This window comes from Pseudomonas sp. SCB32 (assembly GCF_009189165.1).
In the GTDB taxonomy this organism is placed as follows: Bacteria; Pseudomonadota; Gammaproteobacteria; order Pseudomonadales; family Pseudomonadaceae; genus Pseudomonas.
This window is the reverse complement of sequence record NZ_CP045118.1, coordinates 4,531,622-4,549,845: the sequence shown is the minus strand read 5'-3', so window position 1 is coordinate 4,549,845 and position 18,224 is coordinate 4,531,622. Positions and strand designations below refer to the sequence as shown.

The window sequence follows — 18,224 nt, the reverse complement described above, 5'->3', positions numbered from 1 at the left end:
TTTTGTTACATGTCCGATGCAAGTGCCGGCACCGTTGAGCATGAACAGCCCCATTCCAGCTCCGCGATCGGTCTGATGGTTGGCGCCGTAGGCGTCTGCTACGGCGATATCGGGACCAGCCCGCTGTACACCCTCAAGGAGGTGTTCGTCGGCGGCTACGGTGTGCAGCCCAACCATGACGGCGTGCTCGGCGTACTCTCGCTGATCTTCTGGTCGCTGATCTGGGTGGTGTCGATCAAGTACGTGATCTTCGTGCTGCGCGCCGACAACCAGGGTGAGGGCGGGGTGATGGCGCTGTCGGCCCTGGCCCGTCGCGCTGCCACCGGCCGGCATCGGATGCAGGCGTTCGTGGTGATCGCCGGCCTAATCGGCGCGGCGTTGTTCTACGGCGACAGCATGATCACCCCGGCGATCTCGGTACTCTCGGCCATCGAGGGCCTGGAGATCGCCTTCGACGGCCTGGAACACTGGGTGGTGCCGCTGTCGCTGATCGTGCTGGTCGGCCTGTTCCTGATCCAGAAGCACGGCACGGCGCGCATTGGCATCCTGTTCGGCCCGGTGATGGTGGCCTGGTTCGTCGCCCTGGCGGCGCTGGGCGCCTATGGCGTGTCGCAGCAGCCCGAAGTGCTCAAGGCGATGAATCCGGCCTGGGCGATGAACTTCTTCATCTCCCATCCCGGCATCGGCGTGGCCATCCTCGGCGCAACCGTACTGGCGCTGACCGGCGCCGAAGCGCTGTATGCGGACATGGGTCACTTCGGCCGCAAGCCGATCGCCCGCGCCTGGTTCGCCCTGGTGCTGCCGGCGCTGGTGCTCAATTACTTCGGCCAGGGCGCAACCATTCTGGTCAACGCCGAAGCTGCACGTAACCCCTTCTACCTGACCGCCCCCGGCTGGGCACTGGTGCCGATGGTGGCGCTGTCCACCGCAGCGACCGTGATTGCGTCCCAGGCGGTGATTTCCGGTGCCTTCTCCCTGACCCGCCAGGCCATCCAACTCGGCTACGTGCCGCGCATGGTGATCCAGCACACGTCCAGCCATGAGCAGGGGCAGATCTACATCGGCATGGTGAACTGGGCGCTGATGGTGGGCGTGGTGCTGCTGGTGCTGGGCTTCGAGTCCTCCGCGGCCCTGGCCTCGGCCTATGGCGTGGCGGTCACCGGCACCATGCTGATGACCACGTTGCTGATGGGTGTGGTGATCTGGCTGCTGTGGAAATGGCCGATGTGGCTGGCCATTCCGTTCTTCCTTTTGATGCTGCTGGTGGACAGCCTGTTCTTTGCTGCGAACCTGCCCAAGGTCGTCCAGGGCGGTGCCTTCCCGGTGATCGCCGGTATTGCCCTGTTCATCCTGATGACCACCTGGAAGCGTGGCCGCCAGTTGCTGGTGGACCGCCTGGACGAAGGCTCGCTGCCGCTGCCGTTGTTCATCTCCAGTATCCGTTCGCAGCCGCCGCACCGAGTGCAGGGTACCGCCGTGTTCCTCACCGCGCGCTCCGACGCCGTACCCCACGCGCTGTTGCACAACCTGTTGCACAACCAGGTGCTGCATGAGCAGGTGGTCCTGCTCACCGTGGTCAACGAAGACAGCCCGCGCGTCAGCCCGGATCGGCGTTTCGAGGTGGATGCCTACGGCGAAGGCTTCTTCCGCGTGGTGCTGCACTTTGGCTTCATGGAGGACCCGGACATTCCGCTGGCACTCAAGCTCTGCCACCTCAATGAACTGGACTTCAGCCCGATGCGCACCACCTACTTCCTCAGCCGCGAGACGGTGATCCCGTCCAAGCTGATTGGCATGGCGCGCTGGCGCGAGGGCTTGTTCGCCTTCCTGCTGAAGAACGCCAACGGCAACCTGCGCTACTTCAACCTGCCGTTGAACCGGGTGATCGAGCTGGGGACGCAGGTGGAGATCTGAGTTTCTGCTGCATTAAAAAAGCGCGCCGATGGCGCGCTTTTTTGTTGGGCGGCTCGCTGAGATTAAGCCGCTGTTGATTTTCGTAGGAGCGGAGCTTCTCCGCGATGCTCTTCTCGTTCGGTGTTCTGCGCCGCTTCGGCGTGTATTGGGATTTCTTGTTTCGCCCCCTCGGGCGACCTCCTTTGGCAAACGACCCAAAGGAGGCAAAGGTCTTGCCCCATCATCCGGCCCCGGCTTCGCCGGGGGTGATTCGCTTCGCTCACCCTTCGGGCCATCCTTCGGCTGTTACTACGCTTCGCTTCGTTTCCCTCGCTCCATCGGAGTTTCAGGGGCACGCGTCGACGGGCCATCCATGGCCCAACGACGCTCTCGCGGCATCCATGCCGCTCAACCCCTGAAACTCCGATTCCACTCGGCCTCCTGAAGGGGCGTTCTGGCGTGTGCGGAGGTTTCGCTGGAAGTCCTCAAGAGCAAAGCTGGCTCCGTAGCGGCTCATCCGTGTAGGAGCGAGCTTGCTCGCGAACAGTGACTGGCCCGTTACTCCGGCCGTGCCTCGCCCTTGCCTGGCAGCATGCGTACCAGGGTGTTGTCGCGGCTGATGTAGTGGTGGAACAGGGCGGCCAGCGCGTGCAGGCCGATCAGCCAGTAGCCCAGCGAGGCGATGACCTCGTGCCATTCCCTGACCTGCTTGGCCAGGTCAGGGTTCTTGCCCACCAGGGGTGGCAGCTCCATGCCCCAGAAGGGGATGGGCTTGTCGGCGGCGCTGAGAATCACCCAGCCGGCCAGGGGCAGGCTGATCATCAGGACGTAGAGTGCCACGTGCATCAATTTGGCCAGCGTCATCTGCCAGCTCGGCGGAGCGGGGAGGATCGGCGGGGTCGGGTAGATGAAACGGCCGATCAGGCGCAGCCAGACCAGCGCGAAGACGCTGAGGCCGAGCATGAAGTGCCATTGCTTGAGCAGTTCACGGGCTTCGCTGCCCTTCGGGAAGTTCCCGCGCAGCTCCATGGTGGCGTATACGGCGGCAATCAGCAGCAGCATGAGCCAATGCATGGCGATCGACAGGCTTCCGTACCGGGAGGGTTTCTTTGTCAGGCTCATGACGGTTCCTTGTTCAGCTTCACGGTCCCCGCTCTGGCAGCGGGGCTTAAAGTGTCAGTGTAGAGCCTTAAGCAAGTCTGAAGCAGCACCGGGCCATGGAGAAAGGGCCGCATTGCGCGGCCCTTTGATGGGGATCAACCTTCGTTGTCGGCCGCCTGGCGCGAGCGGATGGCGTTGACCAGGCGCTTGGCGAGGGCTGGATAGTTCTCGTCGAAGTGGTGGCCACCAGGGAGCTGGAGGTTCTCTCCGACCGACTGCGGCTGGGTGCAACCGCTCTCGTCCTTTTCCTCGATGCCGTACACGCAGAGCACCTTGGGCCCCGGCAAGCGAGCCATTTCCGGGCCGGTGGCGGCTTCCTGGCCGGCCTTGCCCAGCCAGCCCTGTACTTCGATCTCGAAGCTGCCGCTGCGGGCGAAGGCCAGCAGGATCACCGCGCTGACGTCCTTCTTGGCGTCGGCCGGCAGACGGTTGTAGATCGCCGGCAGCACATCGGCACCGAAGGAGTAGCCAGCCAGCACGAAGTGCTTGGCGCCCCACTTCTGGCGGTAGTGCTGCATCAGCACGGCGAGGTCGGCGGCGCTCTGCTCGGGGCTCTTGTGCTCCCAGAAGTAGCGCAGCGCATCGACGCCCACCACCGGGTAGCCCAGCTCGGCCATCTGCGCGGCAACATCGCGGTCCAGGTCGCGCCAGCCGCCGTCGCCGGAGTAGAACAGGGTGACGGTTTCCGACGGCTTGGCGGCGGGGACTTCCACCACCGGCACGTTGTCGTTGCCGCCCTGCAGCAGGTGGCGAAGCTGGTCGGCGAGGACCTTGGGCAGCGGCGTGTCGTAGTCGCTGATCACCGTTTCGGCGTTCTTCAGACCACGGGCGAAGCGCGCGCTGGCGTCGTCGGGGTTGTCGTTCCAGGCGGCCAGCCAGTGGCCGTGGGCGGCGCTCTGCGGCAGCGGCGTGGCGGTGCAGTCGGTTTTTTCCAGGGAGAAGCCGACGGACAGGGCGTGGGCCTTGTCGTCACTTTGCCCGGCGAGCCAGCGCCAGGCATAGGCGCCACCCTCTCCGATGCCGGCCACCAGGGTCGGTTGGCCATCCAGCAGCTCGCTGGCGGCCTTGATGCGTGCCTGCTGGGCGGCGCAGTCCTTGTCCGGGAAGACGAACTGCACCACGCGGGCGCCGGTGTCGTGGGCCAGGGCCAGCAGCTGACCGTCTTCCAGTTTCTGGTCCGGTTGCACCGCCAGCAGGACGCGCGCAGTGGGTTGCTTGGCAGGGATGGCCAGGCCGATCGCGCTGCCATCGGCCAACTGGTGGTGTTCCAGAACGGCCTGGGCGGCGGGGCGGCTCCACAGGAACAGGCCCGCGGCAATAATGACCAGAAGGAGCAGGGCGAGCAGATGCCGCCAGCGACGTTTCAACATTTCAGCGTTTCACCAATCCACTCAGACCGCCGGCGATCAGTGCGGCGGTATCGGCCAGGGCCACCAGCGGATCCAATCCGGCGGGCACGGCCAGGTAACGGGGTTCCCAATCGGGCTGGAACTTGTCCTTGAAGCGACGCAGCCCCTGGAAATTGTAGAACTGCTCACCCCGGCGGAAGACCAGGGCGCCCAGGCGTTGGGTCAGCGGCGCGCCACGGCGCGGCTGCAGGCCGGCGAGCGGCACCATGCCCAGGCTGAAGCGGGTGTGCCCGCTTTCCTTGTAATGCAGGATCAGGCCGAGCATGAGGAATTCCATGGTCAGCTTCGGCGCGTCGGGCGCCATGCGCATCAGGTCGATGCTCGCCAGTTCCTTGCTGCCGGTTTCCAGCAGGTTGGCGAAGGCCACGGCGCGGCCTTCGTGGCGGATCACCACGATGCGGAAATAGCTCAGGTATTCGGGGGTGAAGCGGCCCAGGGAGAAGCCTTTCTCGCGGACGTTCTTGCCGCCCAGCCAGGCGTCGGAGATCGCCCGCAGCTCCTCCATCGGCGCTTGGCCTGCGTCGTGGAATTCCAGGCTCAGGCCGTCGCGTTGACCACGGTTCCAGGTGTAGCGCAGGTCCTTCATTTCCTTGCCCTTGTTCTCCAGGTCGAAGCGGCGCAGGTCGACCCGCGCCTCCTCGCCGAGCTTGAGGGCGGTCAGGCCTATGTCCATGTACAGCGGCAGGTTCTCCGCCCGTACCTGATAGAACACCGGGCGCGCGTGGTGCAGGTCGCAGAGGTCGCGGAACTGCCAGATCAGCTCGGCGCGGGAGTGCGCCGGGCCCACCGGGTCGAACAGCGCCACCAGGCTACGGCCACGGCGGGCGTACATCAGGAAGGCGTCGTTGCCGGCGTGGAACAGCAGTGCCTTGTCACCGGACAGGGCCAGGCCGCCGTCCGGTTGCGAGGAATTGGCCAGGATGCCGGCGGCGGTGTCCAGTTCTTCGCGGCTGGGCTCGAGGATTGCCGGGGGTTCGGTACGTAGCAGCCAGTACAGCGCCAGCGCGGCCAGCAGCAGGCAACTGCCCAGGGCGGCGCGCAGGCCGCGCGGGGCGTCGGCGTCCAGGGCGAACTGCCACCACAGCTCTTGGCTGTAGGGCACGTCCTGGTAGGCGAACAGCAGCAGCCAGATCGAGGCGGCGATCACGCAGGCCGCGGCGCCCAGATAGAGCGGCGAGAAGGGCAGGTCCATCAGGCGGCTGCGGCGATAGAAGGCGCTGCGGAAAACCACCAGCAGGACGGCGGTGAAGCTCAGGATCAGTGCCTCTTCCCAGTCGAAGCCCTTGAGCAGCGACAGAACCGCGCCGGCTACCAGCAGACCGAGGGTCAGCGCCCAGGCGGCGGACAGGCGACGGCGCAGGCCGTAGGCGAGCAGCAGGCAGAGCACGCCGATCAGGCTGGCGGCCAGGTGCGAGGCGTCGATCAGGCGATGGGGAACCAGGAAGCCGATGTCCTCCAGACGGGTGTCGATGGACGGCGTGGCGCCGGAGAACAGCAGGACGACGCCGGAGATGAACACCAGCAGGGACAGTATCTGCGCGGCGAAGCCCGAGGCGACGCGTACCGCCTGCTTGGCCACCAGGACCCGGTGGGCTTCGAGGAACAGCAGCAGCAGGCAGGCGACGATCAGTGGCAGCACCACGTAGATCAGGCGGTACAGCAGCAGTGCGGCGGCCAGCGGCGCGGCGCCCAGTTGCCCGGCGAAGGCCGCCAGCAGTACCGCCTCGAAGACCCCTACACCGCCCGGCACGTGGCTGAGCACGCCGGCGGCCAGGGCAATCAGGTAGACCAGCAGGAATGCGCCAAAGGGCGGGGCCTCGGGCAGCAGCATATAGAGCACGGTGGCGGCGCAGGCGACGTCCAGCGCGGTGATCAGCAGTTGCAGCAGCGACAGGCGCAGGCCAGGCAGGCGTACGGTGCGGCGACCGATGCGCACCAGGTGGCTGTCGGGCGACGGCTGATCCGGCAGGCGGCGGCGTTCGATGCCCACTACCAGCAGGATGCAGAAGGCGATGATGCCCACGGCGAGCACTGCGACCAGCCAGCTCGGCAGGTGCAGGGCGAGGGAGGCGTCGGACAGATCGCTCAGGGCGGCCAGCGCGGCCAGTATCGGCAAGGCGCAGCCCAGGGACAGGCTGGCGAACAGCGTCATCCGCGCGACTTCGGCGGCGCCCAGACCCTGGCGGGCGTACAGGCGATAGCGTACCGATCCGCCGGAAAGCATCGACAGCCCCACGGCATTGCCGATGGCGAAGGCCGAGAAGCCGCCGGTGAGCAGCGCGGAAGGGGAGAGTTTCACCCCGGCGAAGCGGGTGGCCGACCATTCATAACCCAGCAGGGTGATGAAGCCGGCGACGGTGGCGGCGAAGGCGCCCACCAGCGAGGCGGTGGGGACGTCGAGAATGGCGTCGTGCAGGGAGTAGGCGTCGATGTCGCGCAGCAGGTGATAGCAGGCGATCAACGCGAGGCTGAACAGTAGCAGCGTAACGCCCAGACCGATCGGCTGGCGATTGGCATTGATCCAGTGCAGAAGCCCACTGCGCTGCGGCTGTTCGCCGGTTGCAGGGCTGTCTGGTGGGGCAGGGTTGGCGCTCATCGGGCACCTCATCGATTTTGCGCGACAGAGTAGGGGCAGTAGCGCGTTTTCCCAAGTCCCTCGGGAGGATTTCTTCCTAGGGGGCGACGACTTGCTGAGGCAGTTTCTCTGGCCCAACGAAAAAAGCCACTCCTAAGAGTGGCTTTCTTCTTGATGTCTGGTTGCGGGAGCAGGATTTGAACCTACGACCTTCGGGTTATGAGCCCGACGAGCTACCAGACTGCTCCATCCCGCGGCGGCCATTCTACGGATATGAGAGGGTCTGTCAATCAATTTTTCGTTTTCGATCAATAATTTAAATTCACGCCCAAATTGCGCGCAAACGAAAAAGGCCACTCCGAAGAGTGGCCTTTTCACGGTGTCTGGTTGCGGGAGCAGGATTTGAACCTACGACCTTCGGGTTATGAGCCCGACGAGCTACCAGACTGCTCCATCCCGCGGCGGCCATTCTACGCAGGTAAAAGGTCTTGTCAATCGATATTTCTTGTTTGATCAATAATTTAAATCGCGCGCAAACGAAAAAGGCCACTCCGAAGAGTGGCCTTTTCACGGTGTCTGGTTGCGGGAGCAGGATTTGAACCTACGACCTTCGGGTTATGAGCCCGACGAGCTACCAGACTGCTCCATCCCGCGGCAGCCATTCTACGCCGGTCGCCCTGGGTGTCAATGAAAAACTGGGAAAAGTGATTTTTTATCAAATATTTAGCAGCGGCTTAAGGCTGCGGCCCGGCGTACGGACAGGGGGCTGTTGAGCGGGATTTTCTCGGCTGTGGATAACGGGGCCGGAGGCTTTTTGCATTACCATGGAGAGGATTCCCGTCGCCTTCCGGGCGGCCTCCGATGGTGATGCAGGCGCTTTTTCGTGACTCGGCAGAGAAAAATCATCCACATCGATTGCGACTGCTTTTATGCCGCCATCGAAATGCGCGACGACCCCAGCCTGGTGGGCAAGCCGCTGGCCGTGGGTGGTTCACCGGACAAGCGCGGGGTGGTTGCCACCTGCAACTACGAGGCGCGCGCCTACGGCCTGCATTCGGCGATGGCGATGCGCACGGCAGTGAAGTTGTGCCCCGACCTGACCATCGTCCGACCGCGTATGGACGTGTACCGCGAGACTTCCCGCGAGATCCACGCGATCTTCCGCGACTACACCGATCAGATCGAACCGCTGTCGCTGGACGAAGCCTACCTGGACGTCAGCGACTGCGAGCGCTGTGGCGGCAGCGCCACGCGGATCGCCCAGGAGATTCGCCGGAGGGTGTGGGAAACCCTGCACATCACGGTGTCGGCCGGGGTGGCGCCGAACAAGTTCATTGCCAAGATCGCCAGCGACTGGCGCAAGCCCAACGGCCTGTTCGTGGTCACGCCGGACGAGGTGGACGGCTTCGTCGCCGAACTGCCGGTGAAGAAGCTGCACGGCGTGGGCAAGGTCACCGCGGAGAAGCTGGCGCGCCTGGGTATCCGTACCTGCGCGGACTTGCGCGATTGGTCGCGTATCCAGCTGGCGAAGGAGTTCGGCAGCTTCGGTGAGCGCCTCTGGGGGCTGTCGCGGGGGATCGATGAGCGTCCCGTTCAGGTCGACAGTCGGCGCCAGTCGATCAGCGTGGAGAACACCTTCGACCAGGACCTGCCGGACCTCGCGGCGTGCCAGGAAGAATTGCCGTCACTGCTGGGCGAGCTGGAGCGGCGCATGACCCGCCTGGATGCCAGCTACCGGCCGGGCAAGCCTTTCATCAAGCTGAAATTCCACGACTTCACCCAGACCACCCTGGAGCAGGCTGGCGCGGCGCGCGACCTGGACAGCTACCGGTCGCTGCTGGGGCAGGCGTTCCAGCGCGGCAACAGGGCTGTGCGGCTGATCGGCGTGGGCGTGCGCCTCGTCGATATGCGCGGGGCGCACGAGCAGCTCAGCCTGTTCTGAGGCCGCCGATGCCGGGGTCAGCCTTCCGGCCACATACGCATGGCGCGACCCGAGGTCGGCCACAGACGCAGTTCGCCTTCGTCGGTGATGTCCCAGCGCTGGACTTCGCCGAGCATCTTGAGGAAGTGCTGTTCCTGCTCCATCAGCGCGTCGGCGCACATCTTGCGGGTGGAGCCCGGCTGGCCGAAGGTCAACTTGTCGCCCTCCAGCGTGTAGCTGGCGAACCAATGGTTGCAGCCGGCGCTGCCGTAGGCGCGGCCCTGGCCGTCGAGGGTCAGGGTGACGTGGCTGTAGTCGATGAGCGGGCGCTCGCCGATCCATTCGATGCGGTAGGTCTGATCGGTTTCAGGTACCGGCTTGCTGGCACAGCCAGCCAGGGCCAGCGCCACACAGGCGCCGGCGATCAGGACTTTCATGCGGTCTCCTTGCTCTGGCAGTCCGGGCAGAGATGGCGGGTGCCGACTTTCGTCCAACCCAGTTCGCCGATGCGCGCTTCAGCGGCGGGCTTCTGGGCGGCCTTGCCGAGGCTGGCGTCGACGGCGAATTCGAACTTCAGTGTAGCCGCGCAACCGTCACAGTTGACCGTCCATTCATGGATGGCCAGTTCGCGGAATACCGGACCCTTGGCCACCGCCATCCACTGTCCCGGCGGGTTGATCAGGTGGCGGACCTTTTCCACCTCCAGGTTCATGCTCAGGTCTTTGCTGCCCTTGAGGCTGACCAGCAGGGTGTCGCCTGCCTGGATCGAGCCGCCGACACCAGTGACCTGATAGCGGCCCGGGGTCAGCGCGCGGCATTCATTGAGGGTGAACTGCGGGTTGAGCAGGGTGTAGCGGAAATCGTGCTGGGCCATGGGTCCTCCGGGAAAGCGCGGCATTCTAGGCGGCGCGGCGTCGGGATGCGAGCGCCGTCCGACTAGCCTTCGACCAGGTTGACGGGTTTGCCGGCCTGCCAGTCACCGATGTTGTCCAGCGTGGTTTCGGCGATGGCGGCCAGCGCCTCGCGGGTCAGGAACCCCTGGTGGGCGGTGATGATGACGTTGGGGAAGGTCAGCAGGCGTGCCAGCACGTCGTCCTGCAGTGGCAGGTCGGAGCGGTCGGCGAAGAAGATGTCGGCTTCCTCTTCATAGACGTCCAGGCCGAGGTAGCCGAGCTGGCCGCTCTTGAGAGCTTCAATCAGCGCCGGGGTGTCCACCAGCGCGCCGCGTCCGGTGTTGATCAGCATCGCGCCGCGCTTAATCTGCTGCAGGCTGCGCGGGTTGATCAGGTGCCGGGTGGCGTCGTTGAGCGGGCAGTGCAGGCTGAGGATGTCGGACTGGGCGAGCAGTTCGTCCAGCGCGACGAAGCGGCCGCCCAGGGATTCGATGGCTCGGTTGGGGTAAGGGTCATAGGCGAGGATGTGGCAGCCGAAGCCGCTCATGATGCGGGCGAAGACTTCGCCGATCTGGCCGCTGCCAATGATGCCGACCGTGCGGCCGTGCAGGTCGAAGCCGGTCAGCCCGTGCAGCGAGAAGTCGCCGTCGCGGGTGCGGTTGTAGGCTCGGTGCAATTGCCGACAGAGCGCCAGGACCAAGCCTACGGCATGTTCGGCCACGGCATAGGGTGAATAGGCTGGAACGCGCACCACGGAGAGCCCCAGGGCGTGGGCGGCCTTGAGGTCGACATGGTTGTAGCCGGCCGAGCGCAGCGCGATCAGGCGGGTTCCGCCGGCGGCCAGTCGTTCCAGTACCGGACGCGACAGGTCGTCGTTGACGAACGGGCAGACGACGTCGAAGCCGCTGGCCAGGGCCACGGTGTCCAGGCGCAGCTGCGCCTGCTGGAAGTGCAGGTCGAAGCCGTGGCTGCGGTTGGCCGCGAGGAAGCTGTCGTGGTCGTAGGGCTGGTTGCTGAACAGGATGATGCGCATCGTCTTGCGGTCTCAGGGCGTGTCTTGCGGAAGCGCCGCGTCGGCCTCTGTCTCGAGGTCTTCCGTGACCCTGGCCAGCTCGGCCATGGCATTGTCGAGCTCGTTCAGGGAGGAGGGGGCGTCCGGGTCGTTCTGCTTGAGCAGCGTCTCCGCGCGCTGGCAGGCGGCGCGCAGCATCGGCACGCCGCAATAGCGGGTGGCGCCGTGCAGGCGGTGGATGCGTTCGAGCAGGGTGTTGCGGTCATTGCGCTCGCGTGCTTGGCGGATCACCTGGCGGTCGGCGGACAGGGAGGCGAGCAGCATGCCGAGCATGTCGGCGGCCAGTTCCGCCTTGCCGGCGGCCAGGCGCAGGCCTTCGGTGGCGTCGAGCACGCTCAGGGCACTCAGTCCCGAATCGCTGCCGTGCGGCTCCGTGCGCGGTGCGCCCAGGCGCATCCCGGTCCATTTCAGCAGCACTTGGGCCAACTGGCGTTCGTCGATGGGCTTGGTCAGGTAGTCGTCCATGCCGCCCTGCAGCAGGGCGCGCTTCTCGTTGGCCAGGGCGTGGGCGGTGAGGGCGATGATCGGTACCGGGCTCACTTCGCGCTCGGCTTCCCAGTGGCGGATCGCGTCGGTGGCCTGGCGACCGTCCATGCCGGGCATCTGCACGTCCATGAACACCAGGTCGAAGCGCTCGCGCTGAACCGCGTCCACGGCGGCCTGGCCGCTGTCGACGGCCACCACCTGGGCGCCCAGGTCGCCGAGCAGGGTCTTCACCAGCAGCAGGTTGGCCGGGTTGTCGTCGACGCACAGCAGGTGCGGTGCGCGCTCCAGCATCCCGTTGACGATCTTGTCCTTGCGGGTCGGTCGCAGGTGCAGCAGTTCGTTCAGCGCCTGCTGCAGCTTGCGCGTGCAGGCCGGTTTGCTCTGTACCTGGGATTCGGGCAGCACCGCGTTGTAGTGCGCCTGTTCGATGGTCGGGCAGAGCACCAGGCTCTTGCAGCCGTGCTGCTCGAGTTCGCGAATGGACTGCCGCAGCAATTCCGGCGGATGGGTGGCGGAGGTCACGCCGAGCAGGGCCAGGCTGATCGGCGGCTTGCCTTGTGGGTCGACCGCCAGTGCTCGTTCCAGCGCCGCCAGATCGGCGAATTCGTTGACCTCAAGCCCGCAGTCCTCCAGTTGGTGGTGCAGTGCGGTACGGGTCAGTTCATGGGGTTCGTAGAGGGCCACGCGCTGCCCGCCCGAGAGGGCCGGCAGCAGGTCGTCGCCGTCGTCGCGGGCCTTGGGCAGGTTGAGGCTGATCCAGAATTCCGACCCTTCGCCGGAGCTGCTGTCGACGCCGATCTCGCCGCCCATCTGCTCGATCAGGCGCTTGGAGATGACCAGTCCCAGCCCGGTGCCGCCGGCCTGGCGTGACAGCGAGTTGTCGGCCTGGCTGAAGGCCTGGAACAGGGCGCGCAGGTCCGCGTCGGTGAGGCCGACGCCGGTGTCCTGCACACTGATGCGCAGCTGCGCGCGGTCGTCGCTCTCGTCTTCGAGCATGGCGCGCACGGCGATGCTGCCTTCGTGGGTGAACTTGATGGCGTTGCTCACCAGGTTGGTCAGCACCTGCTTCAGGCGTTGCGGGTCGCCTACCAGCTGCAGCGGGGTGTCGCGGTAGATCAGGCTGACCAGTTCCAGCTGCTTTTCGTGGGCGGCGGGGGCGAGGATGGTCAGGGTGTCCTGAATCAGTTCGCGCAGGTTGAAGGGGATGTTCTCCAGCACCAGTTTGCCGGCCTCGATCTTCGAGAAGTCGAGGATCTCGTTGATGATTCCCAAGAGGCTTTCGGCGGACTTGTGGATGGTGCCGAGATAGTCCTGCTGGCGCGAGGTGAGTTCGCTCTTCTGCAGCAGGTTGGTGAAGCCGAGGATGCCGTTGAGCGGGGTGCGGATCTCATGGCTCATGTTGGCGAGGAACTCGGACTTGATCCGGCTCGCCTCCAGGGCCTCTTTGCGCGCCAGGTCCAGTTCGATGTTCTGGATCTCGATGGTCTCCAGGTTCTGCCGCACGTCCTCGGTGGCCTGGTCGATATTGTGCTGCATCTCCTCCTGCGCGCTCTGCAGGGCTTCCGCCATACGGTTGATGCCGCCGGCCAGCTCGTCCAGTTCGTGGCTGCCGAGCGCCGGCAGGCGGGTTTCCAGGCGGCCTTCCTTGAGCTGCGCCACACCCTGGGCGATCTGTCCCAGCGGCGCGTTGATCGCCCGGCTCATGCGCAGGGCGAGGAGGGCGGTGACGACCAGGCCGGTGATGATCAGCAGCAGGCTGGTGAACAGGCTGCGGTAACCGCGCAGGAGGGTGCCGTGGTGCGACAGCTCCAGTTCGACCCAGCCGAGCAGCTTCGCGCCGTCGCTGTCCGGTTCGCCGGACAGGCTGCGGTGCCGGCCCAGCACCGGGAGGAGGAAATGGGTGGTATCGAGGTTGCTGGACATGCTCAGGCGCGAACCGTCGCCGCTGGGCATGGGGGTGAGAATGCTGGGTCCGGCGTGAACCAGGCGTTCCCGCTCGGCATTGAGGAAGGTGACGGCGCGGACGTCAGGCTGGTCCAGCGCCTCTGCGGCGATGCGCGACAGCAGCTCGGTGTTGTTCTGCGCCAGCGCCGGGGCGGACAGCGGTGCCAGTTGCTCGGCGATCAGCTGGCCGCGCTCGATCAGCTGGGCACGCATGTCCGACAACTGCACCCAGGTGAAATAGCCGCCCAATACCAGCGCCAGCAGGCTGGTGGGCAGCAGGGTGAGCAGCAGGACACGTCCCTTGATGCCGAGATCCTTGAACACGCGATTCCTCCGGTGCGGTTTTCCACGGCAGTGTAGCGGTTCGGACCTGCCGGCGGAGCCTTTGCCTTGCCGAGATTGCGCTGAATCGGGAATACTGGGCGCAATTGCTAATCACTCTTATTCAATATGAACGCATTTTCCTCCTCGGGGCTGCGCCTGCTGACCATCGAGGACGATCCGACCCTGGGCGCGCACCTGTCTGCCCATTTGAGCGAGCGTGGCTTCGAGGTCACCTGGTGCCGGGACGGCGACGCCGGCCTGGCCGAGGCGCGTGGCGGCGATTACGACCTGGTGCTGATGGACATCCTGCTGCCGGGCATCGGTGGCTTGGACATCCTGCGCCGGCTGCGTCGCGAGCACTCGGTGCCGGTGATCCTGATGTCCGCCCTGGGCGCCGAGCAGGACCGCATCGCTGGCTTCTCCCAGGGCGCCGACGACTACCTGCCCAAGCCCTTCAGCCTGCTGGAGCTGAGCGTGCGGGTCGATGCCGTGCTGCGCCGCGTGGCGCTGGAGCGCGGCGTACAGGTGCCGCAGGGTGGTGGGGACGGTCTGCAACTGGACAGTGAGAAGGCCGACGTCAGTCTCGACGGTCGCACGGCAGGGTTGACGGCTACCGAGTTCCGACTGCTGGAGACCTTCCTCGCAAGTGAGGGGGAGACCCTGAGCAAGGCCTTCCTTTACCAGCACGTCCTGCACCGCGCCTTCACCCCTCACGACCGCTCCCTGGACATGCACGTCAGCCACCTGCGCCGAAAGCTGCAGGCCATCGGCTACCTGCGTCACCAACTGCACACGGTGTGGGGCAAGGGCTACGTGTTGCGTGACGGCGATGGCTAAGGTACCCGGGCGTCATTCACTGTTCTGGACGCTGGCGGTCGCGCTGGTGGCGTTCTGCCTGTTGCTGATCTGGCTGTCCTGGTCGTGGGGCAAGCAGGTCGAGCGGCAGAGCTACTACCTGTCCGCCGAAGCCCGGGAAGTCCTCGCTGGATACGCCCGCGAGGCGGAGCAGGCATGGCGCTCCGGCGGCGCTGTCGGGGTTGATGCCTGGCTTACGCGGATGCGCCAGCGCGAAGCGAGCTGGATGACCGTGGTCGACGCCCGGTTGCAGGCGCTTGGCAGCGCGCCGCTGACGCTGGAAGAGGTCGCCCACCTGACCTTCCAGCGCGGCCTGGACTGGCCGGCGAGTTCGCGCTCGGTGCATTTGCCTTACATCGGCATCCCGTTCCCCGACGAGCCGGCTGCGGGCCGCCTGGTACTGCAATTGCCGGCGCGCTACCTGCCCAGCGGTTTCACGCTCATGCACCAGTCGGTGACCCACGGCCTGGTGCCGGCTGTGCTGGCGCTGCTGCTGTGTGCCTTGCTGTACCGGCACCTGGTGCGTCCGCTGGCTCGGCTGCGCGAGCACGCCAACGCCTTGCAGGCCGACGACCTGGGGTCAGTGGCTGGCCCCGAACTCAGTACCCGCCGCGACGAACTGGGCGAGCTGGGGCGCGCGCTGGACCACATGGCGGAGCGCCTGCGCAGCTACGTGGGCTTCCAGCGGCAATTGCTGCGCGACCTGTCCCATGAGCTGCGTACACCGCTCAGCCGCCTGCGCGTGGCGGGTGACAGCCCGATCAGCGAAGCGGCGCTGCGCCAGCGGGTGGAGCGCGAGGTGGAGGTGATGCAGCGCCTGGTCGCCGATACCCTGGAGCTGGCCTGGCTGGATACCGAGCGGCCGCACCTGGAGCTGGAGGACATCGACCTGATGCCGCTCTGGGAGCTGTTGGTGGAGGACGCCTGCTTCGAAGCCGGCTGGGCACCGGAGCGCTTCCTCTATGAGCTGCCGGCGGAGTGTCGTGTGCGAGGCCACCTCAACGCTCTGGCGCGCGCGCTGGAGAATCTGCTGCGCAACGCTATCCGCCACTCCCCTGAGAACGGCTGTGTCCGCTTGAATGGCTGTCGTGAGGCCTCGGACTGGCACCTCTGGCTTGAAGATGACGGCCCCGGCGTTCCGAGTGGCGATCTCGAACGTATCTTCCAGCCCTTCACCCGCTTGTCCGCCGCGCGCAGCGACGAAGGCTTCGGCCTGGGGCTGAGCATCGCCCGCAGCTCGGTACGCATGCAGGGCGGTGAACTCTGGGCGGATCGCGGTGAGGCGGGGCTGCGTGTGCACCTGCGCTTGCCCGCCGCGAGCGGCCTCTAAGCAATTGCACACGGCTTGTTAGGAAACTTCGTATGGCGCGCCGCGGTTTGCCGTTATCATAGGTGGTCTGGTTTCAGATCCGAGTGCCTCCATGACCGTGCAGTATCCGACTATCGCCGATTGCGTCGGCAATACCCCGCTGGTGCGCCTGCAACGCCTGCCTGGGAATACTTCCAATACTCTGCTGGTGAAACTCGAGGGTAACAACCCCGCGGGTTCGGTGAAGGATCGCCCGGCGCTGTCGATGATCACCCGAGCCGAGCTGCGCGGCGACATCAAGCCCGGCGACACGCTGATCGAAGCCACCTCCGGCAATACCGGCATCGCCCTGGCGATGGCGGCGGCGATCAAGGGCTACCGCATGATCCTGATCATGCCGGACAACTCGACCGCCGAGCGCAAGGCCGCCATGACCGCCTACGGCGCCGAGCTGATCCTGGTGACCCAGTCGCAGGGCATGGAAGGCGCCCGCGACCTCGCCGACCAGATGCAGCGCGAAGGCAAGGGCAAGGTGCTCGACCAGTTCGCAAACGGTGACAATCCCGAGGCCCACTACTATTCCACCGGCCCGGAAATCTGGCGCCAGACCGGCGGTGAGATCACCCATTTCGTCAGCGCCATGGGCACTACCGGCACCATCATGGGCGTGTCGCGCTACCTCAAGGAACAGAATCCCAAGGTGCAGATCGTCGGTCTGCAACCGATGGAGGGCTCGGCCATCCCCGGCATCCGCCGCTGGCCGGAGGAGTATCTGCCGAAGATATTCGACTCGACCCGCGTTGACCGCGTGGTCGACATGCAGCAGAGCGAAGCCGAAGACGTGATGCGCCGCCTTGCCCGTGAAGAGGGCATCTTCTGCGGCGTGTCGTCCGGCGGTGCGGTGGCGGCCATGCTGCGCCTGTCGCGCGAACTGGAAAACGCGACCCTGGTGGCGATCATCTGCGACCGTGGCGACCGTTACCTGTCCTCGGGCGTGTTCGATCCCCACTGACATGGCCAAACAGAGATCCGGCCTGCGCTTCCAGCCTAGCGGCGGAGCGCGAGGCCCCGCGGTACCGGTGGGCAAGAAGCAGCGCCTGAACATCGAGCGCCTGGCCCACGACGGTCGCGGCATCGCCCATGCAGACGGTCGCACCTGGTTCGTCGCCGGCGCATTGCCGGGCGAAGCGGTGGAGGCCCGTGTGCTGTCTGCCCGCAGCCAGGTCGTGGAAGCCCGCAGCGAACGCATATTCACCTCGGCCGAGAACCGTCGCGCCGAGCCCTGCCCGGTGGCCGGCATTTGCGGTGGTTGCAGCCTGCAGCACCTGCCCCATGCCGACCAGCTGGCACTCAAGCAGCGCACCCTCGCTGAACAACTCGAACGCTTCTCCGGGCTGATTCCGGAAGAGTGGGCCGCACCGCTGGTCGGTCCGGAGTTCGGCTACCGTCGCCGCGCGCGCCTCGCCGTGCGCTGGGACGTCAAGGCCAAGCGCCTGGAAGTCGGCTTCCGTGCCGCCGCCAGCCAAGCCATCGTCGCCTTCGACGACTGCCTGGTGCTGGTGCCCGAACTGCAAACCCTCGCTCGCGAGCTGCCGGAATTGCTGCGCGGGTTTTCCAAACCGCAGGCACTGGGGCACGTCGAGCTGTTCCAGGGCACCGCCAGCGCGTTGCTGCTGCGGCATATCGAGCCCTTGTCCGATGGCGACCTGGCGCGACTGCTGGAATTCTGTTCGGCACGCGATGTGCAGCTGTGGTTGCAGGGCGACGGGGAACCGACGCCGTACGCCGGGAACGCCGACCTCGGCTTCCGGCTCGATACCTGGAACCTGACCCTGGCCTACCGTCCCGGCGATTTCGTTCAGGTGAATGCGCCGGTCAATGAGGCCATGGTCGCCCAGGCGCTGGACTGGCTGAAGCCGGCTGCCGATGAGCGTGTACTGGATCTGTTCTGCGGCCTGGGCAACTTCGCCCTGCCGCTGGCGCGCCAGGTTCGCGAAGTGGTCGGCGTGGAGGGCGTGCAGGCAATGGTCGACCGCGCCGCAGCCAATGCCCTGGCCAACGGCCTGGAAAATACTCGGTTCCACCAGGCGGACCTTTCGAAACCGCTTGCCGGCGCCCCCTGGGCGGCGGAGGATTTCACCGCTGTGCTGCTCGACCCTCCGCGCGACGGGGCCTTCGAAGCGGCACGGGAAATGCGTTCATTGGGCGCCGAGCGGGTACTTTATGTGTCCTGCAATCCGGCGACCCTGGCGCGCGATGCAGGCGAACTGGCCCGACAAGGGTATCGCTGCAAGCGCGCCGGCATCCTCGACATGTTCCCGCAGACGGCGCATGTGGAGGCCATGGCTTTGTTCGAGGCGAGCTAGGACGGCTCGCGCAATC

Annotated in this window: 13 protein-coding genes and 3 tRNA genes; 6 read left to right on the top strand and 10 right to left on the bottom strand. The window is 65.9% G+C overall.

Going from position 1 to position 18,224, the window contains the following annotated elements; all coding sequences use genetic code 11:
* The first annotated feature begins 9 nt into the window (after positions 1-9).
* Positions 10-1,914 (top strand): potassium transporter Kup, encoded by a 1,905-nt coding sequence (locus tag GA645_RS20715; protein ID WP_152224933.1) that lies wholly within the window; start codon positions 10-12, stop codon positions 1,912-1,914.
* A gap of 537 nt (positions 1,915-2,451) precedes the next feature.
* Here the strand turns inward: GA645_RS20715 and GA645_RS20710 are convergent.
* The 6 genes from GA645_RS20710 to GA645_RS20685 all read right to left on the bottom strand — a co-directional run bounded on the left by GA645_RS20710 (position 2,452) and on the right by GA645_RS20685 (position 7,692).
* Positions 2,452-3,015, bottom strand: coding sequence for a cytochrome b (locus tag GA645_RS20710; protein WP_152224932.1), 564 nt, complete (start codon positions 3,013-3,015; stop codon positions 2,452-2,454).
* Positions 3,016-3,149: 134 nt separating this feature from the next.
* Positions 3,150-4,424, bottom strand: a complete 1,275-nt coding sequence (locus GA645_RS20705; RefSeq protein WP_152224930.1) for a virulence factor family protein — start codon at positions 4,422-4,424, stop codon at positions 3,150-3,152.
* 1 nt (position 4,425) lies between these two features.
* A complete protein-coding gene (mprF, locus tag GA645_RS20700) occupies positions 4,426-7,071 on the bottom strand; it encodes a bifunctional lysylphosphatidylglycerol flippase/synthetase MprF (RefSeq protein WP_152224928.1) in 2,646 nt (881 codons plus the stop codon).
* 146 nt (positions 7,072-7,217) lie between these two features.
* Positions 7,218-7,294 (bottom strand) — tRNA-Met (locus GA645_RS20695).
* A 128-nt stretch (positions 7,295-7,422) separates the two neighbouring features.
* Positions 7,423-7,499, bottom strand: a tRNA-Met gene (locus tag GA645_RS20690).
* 116 nt (positions 7,500-7,615) lie between these two features.
* Positions 7,616-7,692 (bottom strand) — tRNA-Met (locus tag GA645_RS20685).
* A gap of 289 nt (positions 7,693-7,981) precedes the next feature.
* On the opposite strand from GA645_RS20685, the gene dinB reads away from it, so the two are divergent.
* Complete coding sequence (gene dinB / locus GA645_RS20680) at positions 7,982-8,980, top strand: DNA polymerase IV (protein ID WP_256676207.1); 999 nt, start codon at positions 7,982-7,984, stop codon at positions 8,978-8,980.
* Between the two features lie 17 nt (positions 8,981-8,997).
* On the opposite strand, the gene GA645_RS20675 is transcribed toward dinB, so the two are convergent.
* The 4 genes from GA645_RS20675 to GA645_RS20660 form a co-directional block, all read right to left on the bottom strand.
* Positions 8,998-9,396, bottom strand: a complete 399-nt coding sequence (locus GA645_RS20675) for an META domain-containing protein (RefSeq protein WP_152224924.1) — start codon at positions 9,394-9,396, stop codon at positions 8,998-9,000.
* Complete coding sequence (locus tag GA645_RS20670) at positions 9,393-9,833, bottom strand: hypothetical protein (RefSeq protein ID WP_152224922.1); 441 nt, start codon at positions 9,831-9,833, stop codon at positions 9,393-9,395. Before GA645_RS20670 ends, GA645_RS20675 begins: the two co-directional genes overlap by 4 nt.
* Positions 9,834-9,895: 62 nt before the next feature.
* Positions 9,896-10,885, bottom strand: a complete 990-nt coding sequence (locus GA645_RS20665) for a 2-hydroxyacid dehydrogenase (protein ID WP_152224920.1) — start codon at positions 10,883-10,885, stop codon at positions 9,896-9,898.
* A gap of 12 nt (positions 10,886-10,897) precedes the next feature.
* Positions 10,898-13,678 (bottom strand): ATP-binding protein, encoded by a 2,781-nt coding sequence (locus GA645_RS20660; protein ID WP_152224918.1) that lies wholly within the window; start codon positions 13,676-13,678, stop codon positions 10,898-10,900.
* A 126-nt stretch (positions 13,679-13,804) separates the two neighbouring features.
* Between GA645_RS20660 and GA645_RS20655 the strand changes: the two genes are divergently transcribed.
* The 4 genes from GA645_RS20655 to rlmD all read left to right on the top strand — a co-directional run bounded on the left by GA645_RS20655 (position 13,805) and on the right by rlmD (position 18,208).
* Entirely contained in the window at positions 13,805-14,515 is a 711-nt protein-coding gene (locus GA645_RS20655; protein WP_152224916.1) for a response regulator transcription factor, read from the top strand.
* A complete protein-coding gene (locus GA645_RS20650) occupies positions 14,508-15,863 on the top strand; it encodes a sensor histidine kinase (protein ID WP_152224914.1) in 1,356 nt (451 codons plus the stop codon). The genes GA645_RS20655 and GA645_RS20650 overlap by 8 nt, the downstream gene beginning before the upstream one ends.
* A 91-nt stretch (positions 15,864-15,954) precedes the next feature.
* Entirely contained in the window at positions 15,955-16,854 is a 900-nt protein-coding gene (cysM, locus tag GA645_RS20645; RefSeq protein ID WP_152224912.1) for a cysteine synthase CysM, read from the top strand.
* Between the two features lies 1 nt (position 16,855).
* The gene (rlmD, locus tag GA645_RS20640; RefSeq protein WP_152224910.1) at positions 16,856-18,208 is read left to right on the top strand and encodes a 23S rRNA (uracil(1939)-C(5))-methyltransferase RlmD; all 1,353 of its coding nucleotides are present in this window, start codon (positions 16,856-16,858) and stop codon (positions 18,206-18,208) included.
* Positions 18,209-18,224 lie beyond the last annotated feature (16 nt).

What these genes read in the sequence shown, in the direction of transcription:
- mprF (WP_152224928.1), bottom strand. Translation starts at nt 7,071, where the DNA reads ATGAGGTGCCCGATGAGCGCCAACCCTGCCCCACCAGACAGCCCTGCA.
- dinB (WP_256676207.1), top strand. Translation starts at nt 7,982, where the DNA reads ATGCGCGACGACCCCAGCCTGGTGGGCAAGCCGCTGGCCGTGGGTGGT.
- GA645_RS20705 (WP_152224930.1), bottom strand. Translation starts at nt 4,424, where the DNA reads ATGTTGAAACGTCGCTGGCGGCATCTGCTCGCCCTGCTCCTTCTGGTC.
- rlmD (WP_152224910.1), top strand. Translation starts at nt 16,856, where the DNA reads ATGGCCAAACAGAGATCCGGCCTGCGCTTCCAGCCTAGCGGCGGAGCG.
- GA645_RS20715 (WP_152224933.1), top strand. Translation starts at nt 10, where the DNA reads ATGTCCGATGCAAGTGCCGGCACCGTTGAGCATGAACAGCCCCATTCC.
- cysM (WP_152224912.1), top strand. Translation starts at nt 15,955, where the DNA reads ATGACCGTGCAGTATCCGACTATCGCCGATTGCGTCGGCAATACCCCG.
- GA645_RS20665 (WP_152224920.1), bottom strand. Translation starts at nt 10,885, where the DNA reads ATGCGCATCATCCTGTTCAGCAACCAGCCCTACGACCACGACAGCTTC.
- GA645_RS20650 (WP_152224914.1), top strand. Translation starts at nt 14,508, where the DNA reads ATGGCTAAGGTACCCGGGCGTCATTCACTGTTCTGGACGCTGGCGGTC.
- GA645_RS20670 (WP_152224922.1), bottom strand. Translation starts at nt 9,833, where the DNA reads ATGGCCCAGCACGATTTCCGCTACACCCTGCTCAACCCGCAGTTCACC.
- GA645_RS20655 (WP_152224916.1), top strand. Translation starts at nt 13,805, where the DNA reads ATGAACGCATTTTCCTCCTCGGGGCTGCGCCTGCTGACCATCGAGGAC.
- GA645_RS20710 (WP_152224932.1), bottom strand. Translation starts at nt 3,015, where the DNA reads ATGAGCCTGACAAAGAAACCCTCCCGGTACGGAAGCCTGTCGATCGCC.
- GA645_RS20675 (WP_152224924.1), bottom strand. Translation starts at nt 9,396, where the DNA reads ATGAAAGTCCTGATCGCCGGCGCCTGTGTGGCGCTGGCCCTGGCTGGC.